Annotated in this window: 24 protein-coding genes and 1 riboswitch; of the genes, 13 read left to right on the top strand and 11 right to left on the bottom strand. The window is 61.5% G+C overall.

The features are described from left to right. The 8 genes from Q0L57_RS32410 to Q0L57_RS32445 form a co-directional block, all read left to right on the top strand. A partial coding sequence (locus tag Q0L57_RS32410) for an aromatic ring-hydroxylating dioxygenase subunit alpha (protein WP_296747173.1) occupies positions 1 to 1,068 on the top strand: 1,068 nt, incomplete at its 5' end. 138 nt (positions 1,069 to 1,206) lie between these two features. Continuing rightward, positions 1,207 to 1,451, top strand: a riboswitch (cobalamin riboswitch). A gap of 241 nt (positions 1,452 to 1,692) precedes the next feature. Next, positions 1,693 to 2,721: an ABC transporter substrate-binding protein gene (locus Q0L57_RS32415; RefSeq protein WP_296747174.1), complete on the top strand. Its 1,029-nt coding sequence runs from the start codon at positions 1,693 to 1,695 to the stop codon at positions 2,719 to 2,721. Next, positions 2,718 to 3,758 carry an iron ABC transporter permease gene (locus tag Q0L57_RS32420; RefSeq protein ID WP_296747175.1) on the top strand — a complete coding sequence of 347 codons (1,041 nt, stop codon included), beginning with the start codon at positions 2,718 to 2,720 and terminating at the stop codon, positions 3,756 to 3,758. The genes Q0L57_RS32415 and Q0L57_RS32420 overlap by 4 nt, the downstream gene beginning before the upstream one ends. Then, complete coding sequence (locus Q0L57_RS32425; RefSeq protein ID WP_296747176.1) at positions 3,755 to 4,525, top strand: ABC transporter ATP-binding protein; 771 nt, start codon at positions 3,755 to 3,757, stop codon at positions 4,523 to 4,525. Before Q0L57_RS32420 ends, Q0L57_RS32425 begins: the two co-directional genes overlap by 4 nt. After that, positions 4,522 to 5,301 carry a class I SAM-dependent methyltransferase gene (locus tag Q0L57_RS32430; RefSeq protein WP_296747177.1) on the top strand — a complete coding sequence of 260 codons (780 nt, stop codon included), beginning with the start codon at positions 4,522 to 4,524 and terminating at the stop codon, positions 5,299 to 5,301. Before Q0L57_RS32425 ends, Q0L57_RS32430 begins: the two co-directional genes overlap by 4 nt. Before the next feature lie 454 nt (positions 5,302 to 5,755). After that, positions 5,756 to 6,361, top strand: coding sequence for a cold-shock protein (locus Q0L57_RS32435; RefSeq protein ID WP_296747178.1), 606 nt, complete (start codon positions 5,756 to 5,758; stop codon positions 6,359 to 6,361). Positions 6,362 to 6,567: 206 nt separating this feature from the next. Beyond that, entirely contained in the window at positions 6,568 to 7,350 is a 783-nt protein-coding gene (locus Q0L57_RS32440; RefSeq protein ID WP_296747179.1) for a hypothetical protein, read from the top strand. A 293-nt stretch (positions 7,351 to 7,643) separates the two neighbouring features. Beyond that, complete coding sequence (locus tag Q0L57_RS32445; protein ID WP_296747180.1) at positions 7,644 to 9,320, top strand: RecQ family ATP-dependent DNA helicase; 1,677 nt, start codon at positions 7,644 to 7,646, stop codon at positions 9,318 to 9,320. A gap of 452 nt (positions 9,321 to 9,772) precedes the next feature. Here the strand turns inward: Q0L57_RS32445 and Q0L57_RS32450 are convergent, their stop codons facing one another. The 11 genes from Q0L57_RS32450 to Q0L57_RS32500 form a co-directional block, all read right to left on the bottom strand. Further along, positions 9,773 to 11,059, bottom strand: coding sequence for an AGE family epimerase/isomerase (locus Q0L57_RS32450; RefSeq protein ID WP_296747181.1), 1,287 nt, complete (start codon positions 11,057 to 11,059; stop codon positions 9,773 to 9,775). A gap of 182 nt (positions 11,060 to 11,241) precedes the next feature. Continuing rightward, positions 11,242 to 11,853 carry an HAD family phosphatase gene (locus tag Q0L57_RS32455; RefSeq protein ID WP_296747182.1) on the bottom strand — a complete coding sequence of 204 codons (612 nt, stop codon included), beginning with the start codon at positions 11,851 to 11,853 and terminating at the stop codon, positions 11,242 to 11,244. Continuing rightward, on the bottom strand, positions 11,843 to 12,601 hold the full coding sequence (locus Q0L57_RS32460) for an SDR family oxidoreductase (protein WP_296747183.1): 759 nt from the start codon (positions 12,599 to 12,601) through the stop codon (positions 11,843 to 11,845). The genes Q0L57_RS32455 and Q0L57_RS32460 overlap by 11 nt, the downstream gene beginning before the upstream one ends. Before the next feature lies 1 nt (position 12,602). Continuing rightward, the gene (locus Q0L57_RS32465; RefSeq protein ID WP_296747184.1) at positions 12,603 to 13,598 is read right to left on the bottom strand and encodes an ROK family protein; all 996 of its coding nucleotides are present in this window, start codon (positions 13,596 to 13,598) and stop codon (positions 12,603 to 12,605) included. Continuing rightward, the gene (locus Q0L57_RS32470; RefSeq protein WP_296747224.1) at positions 13,576 to 14,226 is read right to left on the bottom strand and encodes a ribulose-phosphate 3-epimerase; all 651 of its coding nucleotides are present in this window, start codon (positions 14,224 to 14,226) and stop codon (positions 13,576 to 13,578) included. Before Q0L57_RS32470 ends, Q0L57_RS32465 begins: the two co-directional genes overlap by 23 nt. Positions 14,227 to 14,285: 59 nt before the next feature. Next, positions 14,286 to 15,089, bottom strand: coding sequence for an alpha/beta hydrolase (locus tag Q0L57_RS32475; protein ID WP_296747185.1), 804 nt, complete (start codon positions 15,087 to 15,089; stop codon positions 14,286 to 14,288). After that, entirely contained in the window at positions 15,086 to 15,922 is an 837-nt protein-coding gene (locus Q0L57_RS32480; RefSeq protein ID WP_296747186.1) for a sugar phosphate isomerase/epimerase, read from the bottom strand. The genes Q0L57_RS32475 and Q0L57_RS32480 overlap by 4 nt, the downstream gene beginning before the upstream one ends. Further along, on the bottom strand, positions 15,922 to 16,995 hold the full coding sequence (locus tag Q0L57_RS32485) for a Gfo/Idh/MocA family oxidoreductase (RefSeq protein ID WP_296747187.1): 1,074 nt from the start codon (positions 16,993 to 16,995) through the stop codon (positions 15,922 to 15,924). The genes Q0L57_RS32480 and Q0L57_RS32485 overlap by 1 nt, the downstream gene beginning before the upstream one ends. A gap of 36 nt (positions 16,996 to 17,031) precedes the next feature. Then, the gene (locus Q0L57_RS32490) at positions 17,032 to 17,805 is read right to left on the bottom strand and encodes a glucose 1-dehydrogenase (protein ID WP_296747188.1); all 774 of its coding nucleotides are present in this window, start codon (positions 17,803 to 17,805) and stop codon (positions 17,032 to 17,034) included. A 2-nt stretch (positions 17,806 to 17,807) separates the two neighbouring features. After that, positions 17,808 to 19,340, bottom strand: coding sequence for a mannitol dehydrogenase family protein (locus tag Q0L57_RS32495; RefSeq protein WP_296747189.1), 1,533 nt, complete (start codon positions 19,338 to 19,340; stop codon positions 17,808 to 17,810). Between the two features lie 103 nt (positions 19,341 to 19,443). Then, positions 19,444 to 20,646: an ROK family transcriptional regulator gene (locus Q0L57_RS32500; RefSeq protein ID WP_296747190.1), complete on the bottom strand. Its 1,203-nt coding sequence runs from the start codon at positions 20,644 to 20,646 to the stop codon at positions 19,444 to 19,446. Between the two features lie 179 nt (positions 20,647 to 20,825). On the opposite strand from Q0L57_RS32500, the gene Q0L57_RS32505 reads away from it, so the two are divergent. The 5 genes from Q0L57_RS32505 (at position 20,826) to tal (ending at position 25,420) form a co-directional block, all read left to right on the top strand. Next, on the top strand, positions 20,826 to 21,842 hold the full coding sequence (locus Q0L57_RS32505) for a sugar ABC transporter substrate-binding protein (protein WP_296747191.1): 1,017 nt from the start codon (positions 20,826 to 20,828) through the stop codon (positions 21,840 to 21,842). Positions 21,843 to 21,900: 58 nt separating this feature from the next. After that, on the top strand, positions 21,901 to 22,968 hold the full coding sequence (locus tag Q0L57_RS32510; RefSeq protein WP_296747192.1) for an ABC transporter permease: 1,068 nt from the start codon (positions 21,901 to 21,903) through the stop codon (positions 22,966 to 22,968). Next, on the top strand, positions 22,965 to 23,747 hold the full coding sequence (locus tag Q0L57_RS32515) for an ATP-binding cassette domain-containing protein (RefSeq protein WP_296747225.1): 783 nt from the start codon (positions 22,965 to 22,967) through the stop codon (positions 23,745 to 23,747). Before Q0L57_RS32510 ends, Q0L57_RS32515 begins: the two co-directional genes overlap by 4 nt. A 10-nt stretch (positions 23,748 to 23,757) precedes the next feature. Next, on the top strand, positions 23,758 to 24,312 hold the full coding sequence (locus tag Q0L57_RS32520) for a glucose-6-phosphate isomerase family protein (protein WP_296747193.1): 555 nt from the start codon (positions 23,758 to 23,760) through the stop codon (positions 24,310 to 24,312). Positions 24,313 to 24,472: 160 nt separating this feature from the next. Beyond that, the gene (gene tal / locus Q0L57_RS32525) at positions 24,473 to 25,420 is read left to right on the top strand and encodes a transaldolase (RefSeq protein WP_296747194.1); all 948 of its coding nucleotides are present in this window, start codon (positions 24,473 to 24,475) and stop codon (positions 25,418 to 25,420) included. Positions 25,421 to 25,429: the final 9 nt, after the last annotated feature.

The following is a 25,429-nucleotide window of genomic DNA, read 5'->3' on the forward strand; positions in this document are numbered from 1 at the left end:
GCCCAGGTCGGCGACTATCCGGTGGTGCTGGTGCGCGACCAGCAGGGCCGGATCAACGCCTTCCACAATTCCTGCCGCCATCGCGGCAGCCGCGTCTGCAACGCCGACAAGGGCACGGCGGCGAAGCTTGTCTGCCCCTATCATCAGTGGACCTATGAGCTCGACGGCAAGCTGCTGTTCGCCCGGCAGATGGCGGAAGGCTTCGACAAGAGCCAGTTCGGTCTGAAGCCGGTAGCCTGCGAGAGCGTCGGTGGCTACATCTTCATCTGCCTGGCAAAGGAGCCGGCCGACTTCGCGCCGTTCCGCGCCATGATGGAACCCTATTTCGCGCCGCACCGGTTGACGGAAGCCAAGGTGGCCTACGAGTCGACGATCATCGAGAAGGGCAACTGGAAGCTGGTCTGGGAAAACAACCGCGAGTGCTACCACTGCGCCGCCAACCATCCCGAGCTATGCAAGACGTTTCCGGAGGCGCCGACGGTGATCTTAGCCACGGGTTCTGAAAGCGATCCTGAGGTAGACGCGCTCTGGCAGCGCTGTGAGGCCGCCGGCTTGCCTTCGCGCTTTACCATTGACGAGGCAGGGCAGTACCGAGCCACCCGCGTGCCGCTTCTACGTGATGCGGTGAGCTATACGGCAACAGGGCGGCGTGCGGTTACGAGAAATCTGTCCGACAGCGTAGCGACCGATCGGATCGGCGCTCTCCTGCTCTATCATTATCCGACCACCTGGAACCACGTGCTGGGCGACCACGCGATCACCTTCCGCGTGTTGCCAATCAGCGCGACGGAAACGGCGGTGACGACCAAGTGGCTGGTGCACAAGGATGCCGTCGAAGGTGCTGACTACGATTTGGCCGACTTGATCCACGTCTGGACTGAAACCAATGATGAAGACCGACGCATCGTCGAGGAAAATGCGTTCGGCATCAATTCGCCAGCGTACGAACCCGGCCCGTACTCGGAATTGCATGAGGGCGGCGTGATTGGGTTTGTCGATTGGTATACAACTTTCATGGAGCCCCGGTTGCTTGAGGGTGGGAAACCTACGCTGCGCAGCGTTGCCTGACCTCCACGGGACTAGCCCGGCCGACTACGTCGCGGCTGGGCCAGTCTCTTCGAGCATCCCGAAACTCTGCTGCCAAGAGGCAGGAAGCCTCTTTAGCTTTTACTGAAATTCTCGTGAGTTGACGTGTTGGCAAGCCTTCGCCTAACTGAGGCTGACGGTTCCCGACGGGCAGTCCGACGGGAATAATAGGGAACACGGTGCAAGCGCTTCGACCGCGCCTAAGCCGTGGCTGCACCCGCAACTGTAAGCGGATTGTCTGACATCCTTGTGGTGCGCACATCTCGTGCACCATGCCACTGCAAAAGAGCTTCGCTCTCTGTGGGAAGGTAGATGTGAGGCGCAAATCGCGAGCCAGGAGACCTGCCGTCAAGACAGAGTTCATCATCCCGGACGGGGTTATCCGGATAGGAGCTAAAATGACGGTTTGCGATCCAAAGCGCCCAAGCAGCGCTCAATTCCTCTTCACGCAAAATCGCCGGCCATATCCTTGAAACGGTCGTCCTAGGAACGCACTCGGTCGCGGTTAGCCCAGATCTCCTGCGTGCGCCCGAGACCGCGAGCGCTCTCTGTCTGTTGTCGTTGCAGCTTCGCCGCTGCGCCCACCCACGAACGCCGAGGATAATCATGAACCGCAACATAATACGAACTGCAGTGTTAGCCGTGACGGCAATTTCGACCAGCCTGTTTGCTGCCGAAGCAAATGCGGCTGCAACCAAATATCCGCTCACCATCACAAACTGCGGCCAATCCGTCACCTTCGACAAGGCCCCGGAAAAAACCGTGTCGATCGGCCAGGGCATGACCGAGATCCTGTACTCGCTTGGATTGGCGGACAAGATCGTCGGGACCGCGGTCTGGGTCGGCCCGGTGCTGCCGGCTTACGCGGATGCCAACAAGAAGATAAAGCGCCTCGCCGACAACGACCCCAGCTTCGAGGCCGTCGTCGGGCAGGAGCCGAACCTCGTCGCCGCCGAGTTCGAGTGGCATGTCGGCGCCCAGGGGTCGGTGGGCAAACGCGAGCAGTTCTCGGCGCTCGGGATCAACACCTACATTGCTCCCGCGGACTGCGTTGCCAAGATCAACACCGACGGCGGCGACGGCGTGCGCAAGGAACTGTTCACGATGGACCTGATCTATCAGGAGATCGGCGAACTGGCTCAGATATACGACGTGCAGGATCGCGGCGATGCGCTGATTGCATCGCTCAAGAAGCGTGAAGCGGATGCCGTCGCGTCGCTGGGCGGGTCGGCCAAGGACCTCCCGATCGTCTTCTGGTTTTCCAGCAAGGAAGTTAAGGGCGACGCCTTCATCGCCGGAAAGAACAGCGCACCCGCCTACATCCTGAAGACGCTGGGCGCAAAGAATGTCGTGACGACGGAGGAGGAATGGCCGCTGGTCGGATGGGAGACGATTTCTCAGGCCAATCCGGCCGTGATCGTCATTGCCACCATGGACCGCCGCCGTTACGCCGCTGACGATCCGAAGGTCAAAATCGACTTTTTGGAAAAGGACCCCGTCACCAGCCAACTCGACGCGGTGAAAAACAAGCACTTCGTTGAGATGGATGCGCAATCGATGAATCCTACGATCCGCACCATTGACGGCATCGAAACCCTGGCTGCCGGGATCAAGTCCTTTGGGCTTGTGAAGTGAGCCACGGCATTTTGGCCCGGCATGGATGGGGAGCACTTGCGGCATTCTCCATCCTGGCGGTCGTCGCGCTCGGTGTTGCGATCAGTCTCGCCGTTTCAATCGGCGAGATTTCCATTCCTGTCGACACCACCATCAAGGCAGTAGCGAACCGCCTTCTAGGAACGACATTCCAATTGAGCCGCATCCATGAGGGTATCGTCTGGGACTATCGCCTGAGCCGTGCCTTGGTGGCGGCGAGCGCAGGAGCGGCCCTGGCGGTTTCGGGCGCCATCCTTCAGGCCATGCTGCGCAATCCGCTGGCTGAGCCCTACGTGCTTGGCATCTCGGCAGGCGCGTCAACCGGCGCCGTTGCGGTGATGATCCTTGGCTTCGGCTACGGGGTGCTCACGCTTTCAACAGGCGCATTTGTGGGCGCGGTGGTGGCCTTCGTGATGGTGTCCCTGCTTGCCGCCGGCGCCGGCGGAGGCTCGGATCGCATTATCCTGGCCGGCGTTGCCGGCTCGCAGATGTTCAATGCCCTGACGTCCTACATCGTGACCACGTCAGCCAATGCCGAACAGGCACGCGGCGTCATGTTCTGGCTGCTGGGCAGTCTTTCGGGCGTGCGATGGCCAGATGTCTATCTCGCCGGCCCAGTCGCCATAGGCGGCTTCGCGCTATGCATGCTTTACGCTCGGGCTCTCGATGCCTTCACCTTCGGGGCGGATGCCGCTGCCGCGCTTGGCATCCCGGTCATGCGCGTACGCCTCGTCCTACTCGGCCTGACTGCCCTTTTGACGGCTACGATGGTGAGCATCGTCGGCTCGATCGGCTTCGTGGGGCTCGTCATTCCACATGCCGCACGGTTCCTGGTCGGTCCTGGTCATGGCCGTCTGTTACCCGCGACTGCAATGACAGGTGCGATATTCATGGTGCTCGCCGATATCGTATCGCGGATCATTATCCCGCAGCAGATTCTGCCGATCGGCGTTGTCACGGCTCTCTTTGGTGCTCCTGCATTCGCCTTCATCCTCTACAGGGCGAGGCAATCCGTATGAGCATCTCTGTTCGTGACGTGCATTGGGGCACGAACGGCGTCCTGATCGTCGACGGGGTCAGCCTCGATTTGGCCACTGGCAAAACCCTTGGGCTTCTCGGCCCGAACGGTTCTGGGAAGTCCAGTCTTCTTCGCCTGATCTGCCGGCTTCGGAAGGTCAGAAGCGGTGTCATCACGCTCGGCGAGACAGAGCTTTCGAGCATGAGCAGGCTCGACATCGCCAAGCGTGTTGCACTGGTGGAGCAGCAGGCAACCACGGAAGCACGCGTGACCGTGCTGGATGTGGTGCGCCTCGGCCGCACGCCGCATCGAGGGCCAATTGCGCCCTGGAACGCCAGAGACGACGAGGCGGTGACGAATGCCCTCAACTATGTTGGCATGACAGGCAAGGCCCAACAGCTCTGGCATACCCTGTCGGGCGGTGAACGCCAGCGTGTGCACATCGCTCGAGCGCTCGCTCAAACGCCGACGGAGTTGCTCCTCGACGAACCGACCAATCACCTGGATATCCAGCACCAGCTGGAAATCTTGTCCCTGGTGACCAAGCTGCCGGCGACAAGCATTATTGCGCTGCACGATCTCAATCTCGCATCGATGTTCTGCGATTCCGTAGCGGTGCTCAGTCGCGGCCGTGTTGTCGCGTCCGGCGCGGCGGAGGATGTGCTTTCCGAGGACCTGCTTGCCGACGTGTTCGGCGTGAGGGTCCGCGTCGAGCGCTCGCCCCACCACGGTCGCCATCACATTCATTATCTTGGACGGGTGACGTGACCGCTCAAAATTTCAGCCTGAAAGATGAAATCAGGGAATACTGGTCCAAACGTTCCGAAACGTTCGACGTGGCGTTCGGGCACAGGATACCCCGAGGCCCTGAATTTGATGCCTGGCAGAAGCAGATCAGGGATCATCTGGGCCCGAAGCCATTGCGCGTTCTGGAACTGGCATGCGGAACCGGCGAGGTTACCGCACTCATTCATGACCTCGGCCATGACGTGACCGCGCTCGACTTTTCAGAAGCCATGCTTGCGGTCGCCAAGACCAAACAAGCGGCGAAGGATCGGCTCCGATTTTTACTGGCCGATGCCGAAAATCCCATGGAGCCTGAGGCAAGCTACGACGCGATCATATGCAGGCATTTAGTATGGACGCTCACTGATCCGGCTAAGGCTTTCAACGAATGGCATAGCCTCCTGAGACCAGGAGGAATTCTTCTCATCTTTGACGGAGATTGGGCCAAGCCGACGAGCTTGGGACGAGTGGCGTCCAGCCTCATATCGATGATCGATCGCTTTCAAGGTGAAGACGCTTACTACGACGGAGCCATGGGCGACCGTCACTCTGCGATCATGACGCAACTTCCGTTTGGGTCTGGTTTGGTTCCTGGTCGCATCCTGCCGCTTCTCGCTGAGGCTGGTTTCGAGGGCTTCCAGGTGGCAAGCCATTCGCCAATAGCCAAGGCTCAACGAACGCAAGCGAATTGGCGCAACTGGCTGCGAACCTTTGTGTACCGGCGCTTCATTCTCCTCGCTACAGCCAAGGCGATTTGAGGGAAGGCAGCGCTCGATAGACTATCCATCACGTTGGCCATCCCACCAAACAGCAGATTCAGCATCACCATCTCTGCGCTTGCTGCCAGAGAGTTTCTTGGCAGCCGATGCTCAAGCGCTCGGAGGTTGAGATCGTCCAGTCCTGACAGATGATCGTCGATCGCCGGTATGGCATCGCGGAATTCCACCATCAACTCGACCGCAGCGACCTGCGTCAGCGGCACCTTCCGCAGGGGACCAAAATATGCCGCCGAGCGGCCTGCTAAAATATGTTAGCTTTGCTTAACCGCGCCGATAGCCGAAAATTGCCGGCAGGAAATCCAGCCTGGTCGCCTAATCCGCTGCCGCATCGAACTAGGCGGTGATAGGATACGAGGATTGAGGTTTCAAACGCGTCGTCCGGTGCACGGGACTATTGCGGCGCCACGTGCCCGGCGGATCATTCGAGAAGACAATGAGCAAGTACAAGGACCATCGAGATCAGCGCCGGCATCGGCATCACGATGAGGACGCTCGCTTTTCAGAGAGGACACCAGAACCGAGCTACTTCCAGCAGCGGCCGGCCGTCGTTGCCGCGATTCAAGCCGACGCAGAAGTAGTATGGTTCAATTCAGGAAAAGGCTTTGGCTTCGTCAAGCTCGTAGACGGTGCTGAGGTTTACCTGCACATGCGTGCCCTGGAGATGGTCGGAAAACCCGACCTTTCAGAGGGTATGCGTCTCAAAGTGACGGTCGAAGAAACGCCGCGGGGCCGTCAGGTCGCGCAGGTGCTCGAGGTTGGCGACACTGTTTCGAAGGTTCGTGCGGACAGCGGCCGTCCCACAGGGGCTTTGGGCGGGAGCAGGTCGCAGCTGAAGAGCGAAGGAACCGTCAAATGGTACAATCCCGAAAAAGGATTTGGCTTTATCGCTCCCTCTAACGGCGACAGGGACATCTTCGTCCATGCGACCGCACTGGCCCGGTCGGGGCTCAGTGCGCTCGCGGAGGGGCAGAAGGTCGTTGTGGAATGCGGGCAAGGTAAGAAAGGCCTGGAAGTCCAAAGTATACGCCTTGAGGGGTGAGGACCTGCCATCGGACCCCAGACTGGGATCATGTCGGACTGTCTAATTGGCCACACGATCGGCAGGTACCGCGCCGATGATCCCCTGTTCGCTCTAGGGCAACGCGGCAACTTCATTCGAGTTAGCCGCGGCTCGATATGCAAGTTCTCACATTAACTGCGCGATGAGGGCGACAACGAAGGGAAAGGACTAGACGAATGCACGTAATGTCGCTTCTCAAGACGGAAATGTTCGACATCTCGATAAATGGTCGACCTGCCTCGGTGGAGGACCTATTCCCGGGCTGGAACCAACACGACCGATTTGGGCTCGTCATCGACGAAGCTTTCGGCGGGATCGGTGCGACGCATTTGCTCCAGTTGGGTATGACCGCCTACTACGATGTCAAGCCATCACGTCGTACCACGCTGACGGTCTACCCGGAGATTTATGCGTTTCACATCGGCAAGGGCCACGGAGCCCACGCCCATTATGACTTCTGGCCAGCCAGGCGGGAGGTCATTTTAGCAACTAACGATCATCGTGAAATCCTGGACGCTATCAACGATCGTGGAATAACCCGCCTCGCGGTTCCCGACCGTCCGATGCGTAATGTTGTCCATCGGCCAAAAGAAGAGGATGCCGCCTTCGATCGGATTGCCTCCGCGTTTGTTTATGATTCGTCGGGGCGGGCAGCTGGGTCGGACGTGACGATAGCCGGCAAGGACAAGCGTACAGAGTACAATCCCACTCAGACTCTTCGGCCCCTTTCGGAGTTGCGATTGAATCGGATCTCTTCGGCGACAGGGCGTCCCATGAAGGAAGCGGACGACACCTTTCTTCACTGGATAGTTGAACGTGACGCTGACGTGACGGATGAGGATCGCGCATTCGCTCGAGCGCGCCGAGAGCTAGTAAAGACCGGAGGTCTCGGCTCGGAAGCCTATCGTCGAGTACCTGTTGCAGAAGCACTGAAGCGCCTCGCATCAGCAGGTCGTGGGGACGCATGATCTACATACAGGGGAGACGTAGCTAGCCTGCGACGGCTTAGTAGAACTGCAGGACCTATATCAGCGAGCAAATGTTCCGTCCCGGCGAATGGTCCAGTCTTGCGGCCTTCCAAAGGAGGATATTGCGATCCGCGGATTTGCAGCATTGAACGATAGCTCGCGCTTCACTCGCTCGAAGTCGATCCCGCTGGCCTGCTAAGTGGCTTGCGCCGATAATCAGCACGGCGTTGGTCTCCCTTTCATAAACCTGTTCTGCTACTCCCGTCGTTCCAGGGATTGGGGCGCGAGCAGAAATGGGTCAGCGTAATGCCATCGACTCGTGGCGCGAAATACGCCTTCAGGTTCTGGAGCGTGACAACCATCGCTGCGTTTCGTGCTCGACCCCGGTGAGGTCGGCAGAAGCGGACATCCATCATCTTTTGCCCAGGTCGATGGGGGGAACGGACGAGCTCTCCAACCTGATTACTCTCTGCGATGGCTGTCATGCCGTCCATCACCCCAACCTGGCCGGTGGTCTCGCGAGGCGGATTATTGAGCGATGGGCGGCCAGGCTTGCCCGTTGGTTGGACACCGAGGGCACGGTTTCTGAGGGCGTTGGCAACTTCGGCCCGGTCCTTCGTCTTTTCGGAAAGGATCGCTTCCGGGAAGGTCAGCTGCCGATCGTGTTGGCCGCTCTCGCTGGAAAATCTGTCCTGGTCGTCAGTCCGACTGGATCAGGCAAGACCCTTTGCTTCCAGCTTCCTGCCGTCCTCCGTAGTGGCCTGACCATGGTTGTCAGCCCCCTGAAAACGCTGATGTCGGAACAGGTGTCCGATCTGCTGGCGAGGAAGGTCCCTGCCACCTTCATCAATAGCGACCTGAGCATTGAAGAGAAACAGACCCGTTTTTCAATGCTCGAAAGGGGCGCGATCAAGTTGCTCTATCTGGCTCCCGAGCGCTTCTTCGTCAGGAGCGAGAGCGAACGTGCTCGCCTGAAGCAGACGCAGCCTTCGTTCATCGTCGTGGACGAGGCCCACTGCGTCGATCAATGGGGCAGGGACTTCCGGCGGGAATACGGCCGGCTGAAGGAAGTTCGTGAAAAGCTTGGTGCACCACCAGTCCTTGCGTTCACTGCGACCGCTGGGCGCGAGATGCAGCAGCGCATCCTGCTGTCGCTTGGGATCGAGGACGTTGAGGTCTTTGTCCGGGATGTCGACAGACCAAACATTGCGCTCCTTCGCTGGCGATGCGCCGCCGAACAGCGGGCAGGGGAAATCGCATCTCTCCTGCGACTGCGAGAGCTCAAGGGACAGAAGGCGATGGTGTTCGTGCCGTCGACGAAGGTCGGAGAGGAATTACAAACTGCGCTCGGCAATTTGGGGCTCGACGTGCCCCTCTATCATTCCAAGCTGGGGAACGCGTGGGAGCGGCAGGAACTCGTCAAGAGGTTCCTTGGGCAGAGCAAGCCACCCTTAGACCAGATCATCTGCACCAATGCCTTTGGCATGGGGCTCGACGTGCCGAATGTCCGTCTGGTAATCCATTGGCAGCAGTCGGCCTCGGTTGAAGACCAACTGCAGGAGTTCGGCCGAGCCGGAAGGGATGGAAAGGCTGCCGTGGCAGTTATGTTCCACACTGGGGCGAGCGTCGGCCGCGATATCTCGCGGCTGCGTTTCATGGCCGAAAAAACGGTGGAGGCTGCACACGTCCCTGGGCTCGACTTGGAGCAGATGCTGGAACAGCGCTATCGCCAGATTGATCAGGTCGCCGAGATGATGAAGGCGCGAGCCTGCATGCGCGCTTCAATCTCAGAGTATTTTCAGGGGCCGAAGACCACTCGGCGGCCAAGCCTTTCAATCAGGATTCTTGATTGGGCATTCGGCGCGCGAACAAAATCTCGGCGTTTCCGAGCCTGTTGCGATCATTGCGACAAGGCGGAGATCAAGCGCCGCGGCGCAGCGCGATACGTTGCCCGGGTGATTGCTGGTTAGGTTTTCACAAGGGTCGATGCTAGTTGGCTGCTGCCGCCGGGTTGGGAAATGTTTTCCTGAGTTCTTTGTTGAACCCCCCCTATGAGGATTCGATAATGGTTCCCAAGCCAACTGCGTCTCATCTGACGAAAATGGCGCGTTTGCATCGCCAACGCTACCGGCGAGGTTGTTGGATCGCAGCCCGAAAGTCGTGAATTGAGCTGAGTAGCAACCGCAACCGAATGCCGTGTTTTGACGGCCGATCGCGCTGCTGCGCACCAGCGCGTTTCCACCATTGGTCAAACCGATTTTCATAGCGAGGTCCGTCCAAACCCGGCGCCACCGACGCCGGCGTTCTCGCTAGCATATTTGCCCTCGACGACGGACGTCTCGACGCCGGCCCATTGCCTGCAGATGGCAGAGCAGTTGCGGCGTCAAGAAAATTTTGGAACTGCCTTGAGCGTGACTGCGCCCTATCCGAGAAGCACGGACAGCGTGCCATTTCCAACGAGACCGCGAGTGATGCTTCCTTTGGCTGGCAGGAGCGGGATAATACACGCCTGGACGGCGTGATAGATATCGGGACGTCCAATGAAGACCCGATTAACAGACCGCAACTGCCTGTCGAGTTCGGGGATCCACCCGCCAGCGCGCCGATCGATGAAGTGGTTGCTCACGAAGGCCCAGATGCGTCGATACCATTCTTCGAAACAAGGGCTATCATCGACGGACGCCAGCACGGCTGCTGCGCAGATGCCTTCGGCGCAGGGCCACCAATACAGATCACTGCGATCAGGAATGTCGTCCCAGGTCAAAGTGTAGTAGAAGCCTCCGGTCTCATTGTCCCACCCGGTGGCCACCGTCTTGAGGAAGAGGCCCTTCGCCGCTTCGAGCATCCACGGATGGGTGCGGTCGCCCAACTCCCATAGCTGGATCAGCAGTCGGCTCCACTCCAGGGCATGTCCTGGCGTTGTGCCTCTCGGTCGGAACATCGGATCGCCGGCATATGCGAGATCGACGGTCCAGTCGCGCCTAAAGTGCTCGGCTACACGCCAGCCCTGCTCGCGCGCATGACGCCCGATGATCAGCTCGGCGATCTTTACAGCTTTGTCCAGGAGCTGTTGCTCGCCAGTGGCCTCGAACGCAGCCATCAGCGCTTCGCACAAATGCATGTTGGAATTCTGACCGCGGTAGCCGCTTATCTCGCCCCAGTCCGCCGCGTATTCTTCTGAGGTCGCCCCGACGCCGGCTTCCCAGAACCGGAGGTCGAGCACGTCGAGGACGTCGCTCATCAGGCGATCGGCGTCAGGATGACCCACGACTTTGGCTGAGGACGCAGCCAGGATCACGAAGGCGTGGCCGTAAGCCAGTTTTTCCGGACTTATCGGCTTTTCGTCGTCGACGCCCCAAAAATAGCCGCCGTTTGTAGTGTCTCGGTGGCGTTTCCAGATAAAATCCATACCATGATCGATGCTTCGTTCGGCGCCGGGCAGACCGAGAAGATGAGCAACCGAGAAACAGTGCACCATTCGCGCGGTGTCGTGGAGTCGACGTAAACTACCGACATGGCCTGGAGAGGGAGGATTGGGTTGCCCATCATCGCCCAGCGTGAAGAACCCGCCCTTCGGATTGAAGGACGGGAATTGGAAGTAGTCGAACAGCGAGCGCGCCTGCGACAATAGCCAATGACGGTGGACAGGGCGCTCTATGAAACGGGGCGCGGCGGTTCCGATCCAGGATGGCTGAGTGCGATCAGTCATTGAGCAATCCCTTCGTGGCGTTCGGCGATGTTCAATCAGTTGTGGCAGCTAGCATGATGACGCGCGCCGTTGACGCTCAGCTGAGCCGCATGAACCACATAAAGCATTCGGGTAGCCGTGATGAGAGGCGGTTGCGTACCGGCCGGAACGACAGCCTTCAGTTTGGCTTTTTTGCGTTTCGGTCATGCCTTCCTGACATCCACGACTGCCATGGCGGCGCGGCCGGCTGCCTCAATGCCCTCGTCGCTATCTTCGAACACTAGACAGTCGCCAGGCTCAACGCCCATCCGTCTGGCGGCCTCGAGAAAGAGCGCAGGCGAAGGTTTGCCCATGCCAACGTCGTCGAAAGTGACGACGTGGTCGAAGAACGGCCAAAGGCCGCAGGCCGTCAGCGTGCGGTGTACGAGTCGGCGGGGGCCGCCGGACGCGACGGAAATTGGAAGCTGGCCCCTCAACTGTTTGGCGATGCCGGCGACACGCTTGATCTCCAATATAGGAAGCGAGGCGTCGCAATAAATTTCCTCGCTCCTTGCGATAGCCGCATTCCGATCGATCTTCACGTTGAACTGGGCGTCGAACTCGTCGAAGAGATGCCCTCGCGACAGCCCGAGTCGGGCAAAGTACCAGCCTGTCGGCAACACTAAGCCCTGCTCTGCGAGCGCCGACCTGAGCGAGTTAAAATGATGCGGAGCAGTTTCAGCCAACGTCCCGTCGCAGTCGAAGATCAGGGCCTTGAAGTCATAGCCCGAGATGTCGATCAGTTCCGGCGGGTCGGCTGTTCGATCACCAGACACAGTATCCTCCGTCGGCGACGACGATCGAGCCTGTCATGAGGCTCGACGCTTCCGAAGCCAGGAACAGAACGATCGACGCGATCTCATGCGTTTGGCCGACCCGTCCGGTTGGCGTGTTTCCGAGCCAAATCTTCGTCGTCTCGACGTCGTTCTTCAAAGCGAAGGCGTTCATCGGTGTCTCGATGAAGCCCGGCGCGACGGCATTGACGCGAACTCCGCGAGGAGCCCATTCGGCGGCCAGCGACTTGGTGATGTGGTGCACGCCCGCCTTGGAGGCGTTGTAATGCACGTTCTTCTGGGGCCGTACGACGATCTCGCCGGCCATTGAGCCGATGTTCACGATCGATCCGCTGCCGCGCTCGATCATATGCCGCCCGAATGCCTGCGCACACCAGAACACGCCGTTCATGTTGACGGCCACCACCTCGTTCCATTCGCTTTCGGTGATGTCTTCGCCAGCAGTCTGTCTGCCGATCCCGGCATTGTTAACCAGGATGTCGACCGGCGGCAGCCGGTCGGCGAGAGCGCGCACCGCTTTCGCGTCGGTGATGTCAAGCTGTTCGAAAGACACCGCCAACCCGTCGAGACGCTGTTTCGCGGCTGCGAGGTTATTGGCACTGTAGTCGACTACAATGACCTCGGCTCCCGCCTGCAGCAACGCGTCCACGCAGGAAGCGCCGATGCCTCCGGCCCCGCCAGTGACGACGGCCTTCATGCCGTCCAATCTGAATTTCGAGAAGTAGTCCATCTTAGCCTCCGATGGCCGCAGGTTGTTTGATCAAGTCAAGCGCGAGCGATGCCGCGCCGACCAATCCCGCGTTGTCGCCGAGCTCCGCGGGGACGACCTTCACGTCCTTGAACGGCGCCATGGCGTCCCGCCTGATCACGGCATGGATGCCGTCCGAAAGCAGGTCGAAGGCCTTAGAGACCCCGCCGCCCATGATGACGACGTCCGGACTGAAGATGTGGATTAGGCCGGTGAAACCCACTCCGAGATAATCGGCTTCTTCGGCCATGAGCCGAACGCATTCCGCATCGCCCTGGCGAGCGCCCTCGACGACGTCTTTCGACAAGACCTCTGCGGTCGCGGCCCGATGTCCCAGATAGCCATTGGGGTTTGCGGCGGCGGCCGCCTTGGCGCGCTTGCCCAAGGCAGTGCCCGCGGCGAGGGCCTCGAAGCAGCCTCTCGTTCCACAGGAGCAAACCGGACCATTGGGGACGATCTGGAAATGCCCGATATGGGCTCCCATTCCCCGACGGCCATGCATCAGGCGGCCGTCGACGACGGCTCCTCCGCCAAGGCCCGTGCTGACGGTCGCGTAGACGATGTTGTCAAGGCCGCGGCCCGCACCGTGTTTCCACTCGCCGCAGGCTGCGGCAGTGCCGTCGTTTTCCACCGCCACCGGAAGGCCGAACGCGTCTGCAAGAGCGCGCCGCAATGGGAACTGATCCCAGCCAGGCAGCGTCGGGATGTGGTCGACGACGCCGCTGACGGTATCCAGGGGACCTGGTGCGGCTACTCCAACCGCCTTGATTTCGGACTCCGGAAGATCGCCCCGCACCATGGCCGCGAGGTTCCGGAACTGGCGCATGACGGCGGCGGGCCCGGCGATGTCCGTGGCCGCAGCGGTGCGGACGAGCACTTCACCGTCTCGGACCAGGGCAGCGCGGACCTGGGTCCCGCCGAGGTCGAAACCTATGGCGTGATTTCCGGGCATTTCCTCAGCCCTCAATCGCTTGAGCATGGACCCATTCCATCCTTTTGGGGAAATCCTCGGCGTTGAACGCCAGCGAGCCCATGACGATCGTCTCGGCTCCGGCCCGACGAAGTCCAGGCACGGTATGCTCCCGGATGCCGCCATCGGCGGCGAGCAGGACTCGCTGCAGCAAGTGGGCGTCGGCGATCAGCTTCCTGGCTTCTTGGAGACGGAGTTCCGCCTCCGGATCGAGCCCCTGACCCTTGACCCCGATCCGCGTCCCGAGAAGGGTCAGGATGCCGATCCGGTCGACATAACCAGCCGCATGGGACACGGGGGTCTGGAGCTGGAGAACGACGCCCGTTTCGGCGCCGAGCGACGCGATGAGGTCGAGTCCCCGATGCAGGTTGCCGTTCTCCGCATGGATGCTGATGAGATCGGCTCCTGCGTCGGCGAACTGGCGGATCTGGTCTTCAAGGATGTCGTCGGTAGCCATGAGGTGAACGTGGAGAGGCTTGGCCGTCTTCTTCCGGCATACGGCGACGAGATCGGGGAAGAAGAGCAACGCGGGCGAGAAATGTCCGTCGGCGACATCGATATGGTAGATGTCGGTGAGCCTATCGACGCGGTCGATTTCCTCGGCGAGCCTACCGAGATCAGCCGACCAGAGCGACATCTCCGCTAGCAAACGGTTCGTGGGCAGGGCTTCGAGCCAATCGGAGGGCGGTTTCAAAGTCAGATCTCCTTCAGGAATTTCGAGAGCGCGGAACGGAAGTCGTTGCGGTAGGCGAGGGCGTCGTCAGCCTTGGGGGTGATTTCCACGAAGTTCGCTCCGGGAATCCAGGACGCGATCTTGCGGGCGTATTCGATCGGATGCACGGCGTCCCGGCCGTGTCCGATGACAATCGTCGGTACGGAAATGGCCCGGAGCTCTTCCTCGGTGACACCTGGGCCATCCGCGGAAATCCTGCGCAGCAGCGCAGACGTGACGCCGATCGGCTCTTTGGCAAAGAAACCGCGGATCGAGGTCAGGTTGTCCGGACCTTCCTTGGCCAAATGCTCGGCGGCGTCGGAGAGCTCGAAACGGCGCCTCGCCTCGTCCGGCGGGAAAAGCTCGAGCAGCTCGCCCGCAAGAAGGTTGGGAAACATGTTGTCGGGACCGCTGGCACTGAGCCACGCGGGGCGGGCGATGACCAGAGCTTTCACGAGGTCGGGCCGCTTCACCGCGAGGTGGAGGGATATCGCCGCCCCCATCGAGATTCCGCCGATCACAGGATGCTCAATTCCGGCGCCTTGGATGACCGTGGCGATGTCCCTGGCAAACGTCGGGATCGAAAAGTCGGCCAGGGGCCCCGGGTCCGAGGCTCCGTGGCCGCGGCACTCGACTGTCACGCGCGAAAAGCCTTCGCCCGACGGAAATACCTGACCCGGCTGCGCCTGGTCGCCACATAGCCCGTGCTGGAAGACGAAGGGCATTCCTTCGCCTTCCGCATAGACGGCAAGGCGGACACCGCCGGCGGTCTGGAAGTTCCGGCTCATCCCGGCGCCTTCTCACCCAAGGCAGTCTTGAGGAACGAGGCGACCCCCCGGGCTTCAGCCGCACCGAGACCGTGGGTGATGAGGTCGCCGTGGAAGCCTGCTGCCTTTAGCGACGCGATGTACCTTGGATAGTCGATGACGCCCTTGCCCGCGGTGGCGAACGATCCGTCCGCGTTGCGGTCCTTGGCATGCGCGATCGCGATGCTGTCTTCGAGCAGACGCACCGCTTCTTCGATGATCGCGGCCCGCTTGTCGTCGTCCTCGACCTCGAAGAGGTTCGCGGGGTCGAAGACGATGCGGATGCGATCCGTGCCCATCGTGTCCAGTAACGTTCGTGCCTTGTGGGCGGAGTTGATGACGTTGGCGAGCTCTGGCTCCACGCCGATGTAGATGTCGTACCGCTCTGCGACGGCGACCAAATGGCGGAATTCTGCAATCATCTCCGCCCATGCTTCCGATGACTGGTTCTCCGGGTGGTCGCGCCACTGGTCGGCTGCGTCGCGGCTGCCCGTGCACACTGTGAGCAAGTCGGAGCCGATCTCGCGAGCGACGGCGGCAATGGCCTCGAAGCTGCGCCGGCCCTTTTCGCGCGTCGCGAGGTCTGGATGGATCATGTTGTAGGTCGCTGAAATCGCTGCGATCGCGACATTCGTCTCCGCGGATGCCGAATTGATCGCCTTCACGGCCTCGTCGGGGATCGACGCCGGCAACGCGCCGATGCCAGAGCAGGCGAAATTGTACTGGACCGAGGCGAACCCGGCGTCGCGCGCTGCTGTCAGGACCCCGATCGGGCTTTCGCCTGGGAAGGTCTTCGCGAAGATACCGAGGCGCATCAGACCTTGCCTCCGACGTCGGCGAGCTTGACGGACTTGCCGCTCTTGACCGATTGCATCGCCGCCACCATGCCCCTGACCGAGGCGACGCCGTCGTCGATGTTCGCGCCAGTCATCGGCGCGCCATTGAGAATGGTGTTCGCGAAGCCCTCAAGCTGGCGCCGATAGAAATGGCCGTCCGCACCGAGTATCCGGCTCGTCGCGCCGGTCTTCTCGCTGAAGATGTCGACGTCGCTGGTTTTGAAGAGCCACGGATTGTAGGTCTTGGCGACGATGCTGCCGTTCTCGCCATAAATCTGGAAGCCCTCGTGCCAGTCCATCCGGACCGGGACCGTGAGGTCGAGATGGCCCATCACGCCGTTTGAGAACTCGACGTCGATGAACCACGAGAAGGCGTTGAAGCGGTTCCGCATGCGGGCCTGGAGTTCGACGATCTCGCCGGCGAAATAGCGCGCCGTGTCGAGGAGGTGGCTGCCGTGCGCAAGCATGTAGTACTGGGCGAGGTCCGCCTTGGGATTGCCCGAAGGCTTCTTGGCGTTGGCGCTCTTGATCATGAAGGGCTGTACGGCGTCCGTGACAGCGTAGCGGTGGGTTGAATCGCAATACCAGGCCTTGAGCGCGAGCATCTCGCCCATCTCGGCACCGATGAACTCCTTTGCGCTCTGGAGGCCAGCGTCGTAGCGCTTCATGTGTCCGACTTGCAGCACCCGGTCGCTCTTGCCGACGGCGGTGCGAAGCTCTTCGACCTCATCAACCGACGTTCCGATCGGCTTCTCGCAAAGGACGTGCTTGCCCGCCTTGAGCGCTGCGACTGACGCCGGGACGTGGAAAGCGTCGGACGTGGCGATGATGACAGCATCCACATCCGGATCGGCGAGCATCGCGTCATAGTCGCTGTAGCTCCTGGCAGGGGCATAGGTCGCCGCCATGCGGTCGCGGAGGTCGTCGGCCACATCGCAGATCGCATAGAGTTCAACGTTCTTGGCCTTAACCGCGCTTTCGAAATGCGCCGCCTGCGAGATCGGTCCGCAGCCCAGGATGCCTATCTTCAACATCCGGTTACCCTCAGTCATGTTTCTCTCCATATCCTGGACGCAGGTGCGCCCGTGTCAGCTCAAAATGTTGCCGCCGTCGACATTGAGTGTCTGGCCGACGATGTATTCGGAATCCGCCGATGCGAGGAACACCGCTACCGAGGCGATCTCGGCGGGCGTTCCCATTCGTCCAATCGGCACGGCTGCGCCGGCTTGCCGGCGCTTCTCGCCAGCAGCGACTCCGTATTGGCGGGCGTAGAGTTCGTCGATGCGGTCCCACATTTCGGTCTCGATCACGCCGGGCGCGATCGCGTTGACCCTGATGCCGTCCTTGACGAGCGCGATGGCGGCGGATCGGGTGAAGCTGATAACGGCTGCCTTGGTCGCCGCGTACACCGACGATGCAGGTTCGGCCTGCCTCCCGGCCTGCGACGCCATATTGATGATCGAGCCGCCTTTGCCGTCGGACTTCATCTGCCGGGCGACGGCCTGCATTACGAAGAACAGGCCGCGCACGTTGACGTTGAACAGGCGGTCGAAATTCTCGGTCGACACGTTCAGCAACGGCTCCATGCCGAAAACGCCTGCATTGTTGACCAGCACGTCGATCCGGCCGACCTCGTCCGCCAGCTTCGTGAGGCGTACACCGATGTTCGCGACGTCGGCGACGTCGAGCTCGAGCGGCACGGCCCCGCGTCCGATCTCGGCGGCGGCTGCAACGGTCCGTTCCTTCCGGACATCCGCGACCACAACCTTGGCACCTGCAACCGCAAACGCCGCCGCGACCGCCCGGCCGATGCCGGCCGCCCCGCCGGTCACGAGAACCGTTTTCCCAGCAAAGTCGGGCATGGTCAGGCCCGTGAAGCGTGTTCGAGGGCGCCGAGCATGTCGCCATTGTCGATCATCGCGTGCGCCTTTTCGAAGGCTTCGACCATGCGGGGGTCATCGGCAAGCCGGAGCGACTTGAACATGGAGAGACGCAGGATCGCGAGATGGTCATCCGTCTCAAGGATGGCGCGGTCTTCGGCGGTGAGCTTCGGCTCGTTGACGAGGATCGGCCCGCCCTGCAGGTCGCTGCCGGCGAGGTAGCGCTCGAAGCATGCCAAAGCCAGAGCCACCCTGGCAAACGAGGCTTCGCCGGCGAGCATCATCGACAGAGTTTTGGTCAGAAACACCGGCAGCTTGGCGGCGCCGTTGTTGGCGATGCGTTCCAGCTGGTCGCCGATCGCCGGATTTGCGAAACGCTCGAGGACCATATCCTTGTAGGCGGCCAGCGACAGGCCTTGCGGGCCCGACACACGCGGCATGGCATCGCGCTCGAGGAAACCGTCAAGGTAGGCGCGGATGGCCGGATCACCCAGCGCGTCGTGCACCAGGCGGTAGCCGCACATCAGCGCCGGATAGCTGAGCATCATATGGGAGGCGTTGAGCAGCCGCCCTTTCACGGCTTCGAAGAGCTCCACGTCGTCGCGCAGTTCAACTCCGACCTGCTCGAGGGGCGGCCGTCCCGCGACAAAGCGGTCCTCGACCACCCATTGGGTGAAGGACTCGGCCGTCACCGGAGCCCGGTCATCAATTCCGGTCAGGTCGCGGATCTGCATTATGGTTGCATCGTCGACCCGTGGCGCAATCCGGTCGACCATGCTGTTCGGGAAGGTGACGTTGGCGGCAATCCACGAAGCAAGCTCCGGATCGCGGGCGCCGGCAAAGCCGAGGATCGCCTTCTCGGCGACCTTGCCGTTGCTGCGCAGATTATCGCAGGACAGGACGGTGAATCCGGCCAGACCTGCCGCGCGACGGCGCTCGAGCGCCTCGACGATGTAACCGAATGCCGTGCGGGGTTGGCTTGGCTGGCGCAAATCCGCCACTACATCGGGATTGGCGAGATTAAACGCGTCCGACGCCTCATCGATGTTGTAGCCGCCTTCGGTGATGGTCAGAGAGACGATGCGCGTGCTGGGGGCGGTCAGCGCGGCAAGAGCGTCAGCGCCTGCCGTAGGCGCGTGGATGTAACGGAGCAGCGCGCCAATGATCTGCGTAGCGCTGGTGCCATTGGGCGCGAATTCCGTAAGGCTGTAGAGCCCGTCCTGCTGGCTGATGGCCCGTGCCTTACCCGACGCCGCAGGGCTGTCCCCCAATCCGATTCCGATGATGCCCCAATCGCTCACCCCAGGTAGGTGGAGGCAGCGGTCGACATAAAGCGCTTCGTGCGCCCGATGGAAGTTGCCGACACCGATGTGGACGATGCCAGGCCGGACGGCGGAACGGTCATAGCCGTAGGCGGAGGCGCGACCATGTATCCGCGAAATTGTTTCCGGGGTGAGTGAAATCCGCTCGCGGCCGCCCGCCTGACGCTCCGCGCGGTTGGTATTTTTGAAAGCCATCAAGGCTCCTCCCAGTCAACAACAAACCCCGTCCCATTAATTCCTTTACAAAAGAAATAAATTGTCATCAAGGCGTTTTTTGGACGGCGCATGCGGGTTTTCGTTAAGGGTGGACCTCAGGCTCGGCCAGGCTCACCCTCGAAATGTCGAACGCGTTGTGGTGCGCGATCGCGGCCGCGCCGACCGCGCATTCGTATTTTCCAAGGGGAGAGAGCCTGACGTCGGGCATAGCGATGCCTGGGATGATAGAGGTCCTGATCTTGTCCCTGACCTCCTCGAGGCATGCCTCCGCGACTGGCAGCATCGCCCCGCCCAGCACCACGGTGCCGGGATTGAACACGTTGACCAGAGAGACGAGCCCTATGCCAAGCCAGTGGGATAGCTGCTTGATCGCCTCGATGGCCTTGGCGTCCCCGTCCGCGGCCTTCATCGCGACTTCCGCCGGGAGAGCGAAGAGCTTCTCTTCGGACAGCTCGTCAGTTCCGAGGTAGCCGCGCGCCAGGGCTCGGAGATTGGTCCTTGCCTCGAGGCACCCGCGCTGCCCGCAGCTGCAAAGGGGGCCGTTCTCGGAGAGCTTGATGTGCCCCAGTTCGCCCGCCGTTCCTGTGGCTCCGCGGAGAAGCCGGCCATTCAGGATGGCGGCGCCGCCCACGCCCGTTCCGAGCTTGAGAAACACGGCTGAAACGCTTGAAAGCCCGGGCTGCGTGTAGACCGATCCGAAGGCCGCGGCGTTGGCGTTGTTCTCGATGGAGCAGGGGAGCGACGTGACTTCCTTGAGCAGCGCGCCAAGATCGACGTCCTTCCAGCCGAGGATCGGAAGGTTGATGATGTAGCCGCTGTTGGTGACGAGTCCGGGGATGGTGACCCCGACGCCGAGGATGCGGTCGCGGAACCGGATGTCGTGCGACAGCATGGCGATGTGGTCGCCGATCGCCTTGACAGCCTCGGCCGGCTCCAGTGACCTGGAAACGAAAACCTCGGACGAGTTGACGGTGAGGGCGAGCAGGTTGAGGAGGGCAAACCGGATGATGCCGACGCCGATTTCGATTCCAAGAAAATAGGCCCCCTCGGGGTCGATCTCGACGTTTAGTCCGGGCCTACCGACCTCCCTGGCTCCGGAAACACGTTGCTGGCGGACCTCCCGGACGAGCCCTCGAACCTCCAAATTCGCGATCAGCCGAGTAATGGTTGCAGGGGTCAACGAGAGCTTTCGGGCGATGTCTGCGCGGCTCTGTCCGCCCTGTGTCCGGAGCACGGTCAGGATGCTGAGTTCGTTCACGTATTTGGCTAGGGTCTGGTCTGCCATGGCGGCCTTCGGTCCCGGGACGAGATAATTTGTTACATCAGTAGCGGATGCCACTTGGAAAGCCAACGCAAGGCCCTAATTAATTACTATACTAAAAAAATTATTGACAGAAGTCGCACGACGATGCTTGTTTGTCGCCGCCGCTCAAGGAGGAGCGGCTATCCAACGGGAGGAACTCCATGAAGTTCGTAACGGCCGCCGTCGCGTTTGGCCTCGCCGGAATGTTCGCGTCGAGCGCGTTTTCGGCAGAAATCATCGGCATCATCACCAAGACCAATACCAATCCGGGCTTCGTGAAGATGCGCGAGGGGGCCGAGGAGAAGTCCAAGGAACTCGGTCTCGAGCTGCGGTCTTTCGCGGGCAAGTTCGATGGCGACAACGACACCCAGGTCCAGGCAATCGAAAACCTCGTCGCCTCCGGCGCTAAGGGCATTCTCATCACCCCGAGCGACACCCAGGCCATCGTTCCGGCCGTCCAGGCTGCACGCAAGGCAGGCGTCCTCGTCATCGCGCTCGACACCCCGCTGGAGCCGATCGACGCCGCCGACATGACGTTCGGCACCGACAATTTCCATGCCGGCGAGCTGATCGGCCAGTGGGCGCAGAAGACGCTTGGCGACAAGGCCGCCAAGGCCAAGATTGCGTTCCTCGACCTTGCCGTTAACCAGCCGAGCGTCGACTATTTGCGCGACCACGGTTTCATGAACGGCTTCGGCATCGACTTCAAGAACCTGAACCACTACGGCGACGAAACGGATCCGCGCATTTGCGGCCATGAGGTGACGGGCGGCGCCGAGGATGGCGGGCGCACCGCGATGGAGAAACTTCTCCAGAAGTGTCCGGACACCAACGTTGTCTACACGATCAACGAGCCGGCCGCTGCGGGAGCGTGGGAAGCGCTCAAGGCGGTAGGCAAGGATGATGGTACGGTTCTAGTCGTCTCCATCGACGGCGGCTGCCCCGGCGTCAAGAACGTCAAGGCGGGCGTGATCGGCGCAACCAGCATGCAGTTCCTCAAGAACATGGGTTCGCTGGGCGTCGAGGCGCTCGACAAATACATCAAGACCGGCGCTAAGCCGCAGGCGACCCCGGGACTGAAGTTCTTCAACACCGGCGTGGAGCTCGTCACCGACAAGCCCGTCGAGGGACTCAAGTCCATCGACACGCAGCAGGGCCTCAAGCTCTGCTGGGGCTGATCCCTAAGGCGTGGAGGCGCGACTGCCTCCACGCGACCTTCCACCGGACGCAGTTACAATGAGCGATCAAACAATATCGGCCGAGGCCGGGCTTGAGGGCGCGCCGACGGACGTGGCCGCATTTGCCACGAACCGCCATGGCCCGATGCGGCGGCTCCAGGGCTTCCTGCATAAACACCCCGCATCGATACCATTCTTCGTGCTTTCCCTCGGCTTGTTGGTGTTCGCCGTCGGCGTCGGTCGCACCTTCTTCGCGCCGTTTAACCTCAGTCTCGTCCTCCAGCAGGTGACGATCATCGGCACGCTCGGCATTGCCCAGACCTTGATTGTCCTGACTGCCGGCATCGACCTCTCCGTCGGTGCGATCATGGTCCTGTCGTCAGTCGTGATGGGTCGTCTCGCGGTCGTTTTCGGGCTGCCGCCGGAACTCGCTTTCGCGATCGGGCTGCTCACCGGCACTGCGTGCGGCTTCATCAACGGTCTGTTCGTCGCCCTGATCAGGCTCCCGCCCTTCATCGTTACGTTCGGCACCTGGTCGATGTTCGGCGCAATGGTGCTCTATGTGTCGCACTCCGAAACCATCCGGTCTCAAGACGTCGCTGCAGCTGCCCCGATGCTGCAGTGGATGGGCACGAAGTTCCCGATAGGCGGCGGCGCCGTAGTCACGACTGGCTCGCTGCTGATGATCGCCCTGGCGATCCTCATCTGGTACGTCCTCAACCGCACCGCCTTCGGCCGCCATGTCTACGCGACCGGCGACGACCCTGAAGCCGTCCGGCTGGCAGGCATTAACTCCGCTGCCACCCTCGTCAAAGTCTACACGATCGCGGGGTTTATCTGCGCCCTGGCCGGATGGATCGTGATCGGCCGCATCGGAGCCGTGTCGCCGCTCTCCGGCGCCAACGCCAATCTCGACGCCATCACCGCCGTCGTCATCGGTGGCACCTCGCTCTTCGGCGGCCGGGGTTCCATCGTGGGCACCCTGGTGGGAGCCTTGATCGTCGGCACTTTCCGCAACGGCCTCGCTCTCTGGGGCGTCGATGTCCTTTGGCAGGAATTCGCCGTCGGCGGGCTGATCATCGTCGCAGTCACGATCGACCAGTGGATCAGAAGGATCGCGGCATGATCCAAGCGGATCCTCCATCCCAGACCCCTATGCTGCAGGCGCGTGGACTTTCGAAACGGTACGGACGCGTGGTCGCAATGGACAGCGCCGATTTCGACTTGATGCCGGGCGAAATCCTCGCGGTCATCGGGGACAACGGGGCTGGCAAGTCGACCTTGGTCAAGGCGCTCTGCGGCGCGGTCTCGCCCGACCAAGGCTCGATACATCTCGACGGACAGCAGGTTCACTTCCGCTCCCCGGTGGAGGCGCGCAACGCCGGGATCGAGACGGTTTACCAGAACCTGGCTCTGGCTCCCGCCCTCTCCATCGCCGACAACCTCTTCCTCGGCCGGGAGGTGCGAGCGAAGGGCCCGCTGGGCACATGGTTCCGTTTGCTTGACCGCAAGGGCATGCAGGCGCTCGCACGGCAACGGCTCTCGGAACTCGGTTTGCTGACCATCCAGAACATCGGCCAGGCGGTGGAGACGCTGTCCGGCGGCCAAAGGCAAGGTGTGGCCATCGCCCGCGCCGCGGCCTTCGGCAGCAAGGTCATCATCATGGACGAGCCCACGGCCGCACTTGGCGTGAAGGAGAGCCGGAAGGTCCTCGACCTGATCCTGGACGTCAAGCGACGCGGACTGCCCGTTATCCTGATCAGCCACAACATGCCGCACGTCTTCGAGATCGCCGACAGAATCCACGTCCACCGCCTCGGGAAGCGGATCGCCGTGATCAAGCCCTCCGACTACACGATGTCGGACGCGGTCGCGATCATGACGGGCGCGCGGAAACCGGATTGAGGGCGGGCCGATGCTTGTTCCTGAAAACGTCCGCATAGACAGCGTTTCCGGCGCGATCGCACCGGAAACCGAACGCTACGAGAAGCGGCTGTCCGAGCTGAGCCAGATCTTTGCCGACAGGGAAGCGCTCGGCCGCATGGTCGTGGAGGGGGACCCTCTCGTCTACAAAGTGCTCGCCTACCGCAAGGACGGCAGCGACCTCTGGTTCGGAACGACCATCATCGAAGCAGGCGACGTGGGCGGCGAGTACTTCATGACCCGGGGCCATTTCCACAAACGCCACGACATGGGGGAGGTCTACTACACACAGTCCGGCAAAGGCGTTCTGGTCCTTCAGTCCCGCGACGGCCGTGTCGAGCTTTTGGACATGTTGCCCGGCACCTGCTCGTTCATCCCGCCCAACTGGGCTCACCGCTCGATCAACGTTGGCCCGGAGCCGCTGGTGTTCGTTTGGGTCTGCGATACCGAAGCGGGGAACGACTACGGGGAAATCCTCGAAAAGGGAATGGCAAAGCGGGTCATCGTGGGCGGCGACGGACTACGGGTCGTCGACCGCGCCGACTGACCTTCTTCGCCGCGAAGGCTGGCGGCGCGATCGAGCTCTCCCGGCACGAGGTCGGCGCAGGGAGGATGGAATGAAATGCAAGCGGCGCGTCTGCTGAATGCAATCGGCTCGGTGCAGCCGGAGAAAACTGACTTCAACAAACGGACGATGCGGATTTCCAATGGTATCGAAGCTTGAACAACTGCGCGCGATGACGACCGTGGTCGCCGACACCGGCGACATCGAAGCGGTCGCCCGCCTCAAGCCTACGGACTGCACGACGAACCCTTCGATCGTGTTGAAGGCAGTCGGCAACGCCCAGTTCGCCGACACCGTCGCGGAAGCTATAGCCTGGGGCAAGCGCCAAAGCGGCGACGCCGCGGCGGCGGTCGCCGACCGTCTCGCCATCTCCGTGGGAGCCGAGCTCGCCAAGCTCGTTCCCGGTCGGGTCTCTACCGAGGTGGATGCCCATCTTTCGTTCGACACCCAGCCGTCCATCGCCAAGGGGCGCAGCATCGTCGCGGCCTACGACGAACGGGGCATCGCCCGCGACCGCATCTTGATCAAGCTGGCTTCGACCTGGGAAGGCATCCGCGCCGCGGAGGTCCTGCAGAAGGAAGGCATCGACTGCAATCTCACCCTGCTGTTCAGCAAGGCGCAGGCGATCGCGTGCGGGGACGCTGGGGCGTTCCTGATCTCGCCCTTCGTCGGCCGCATCCTCGATTGGCACGTCAAAGCGACCGGGAACGCATTCACGCCCGAGACCGATCCGGGCGTCCGGTCGGTCCGCGAGATATTCGCCTACTACAAGTCCCAAGGCATCCCCACCGTGGTCATGGGCGCTTCGTTCCGCAACGTGGGAGAGATCGAGGCGCTTGCGGGATGCGACCGCCTGACGATCAGCCCGGCGCTTCTTGAAGAACTGGCGAGCGACCACGGGCAGCTCGATCGGAGACTCGATGCCGACCAAGTCCCCGCCATGGATCGGATCGAAATGAGCGAGGCGAAATTTCGCTGGATGATGAACGAGGACCAGATGGCTTCGGAGAAACTCGCCGAGGGCATTCGCGGGTTCGCGAAGGACCTGCTGACTCTCCGTGCGATGGTGCAGCGGCAACTGGCCGCCTGACTGTCGAAG

Origin of the sequence: Mesorhizobium sp. (assembly GCF_024509055.1) — a bacterium.
Lineage (GTDB): Bacteria > Pseudomonadota > Alphaproteobacteria > Rhizobiales > Rhizobiaceae > Mesorhizobium.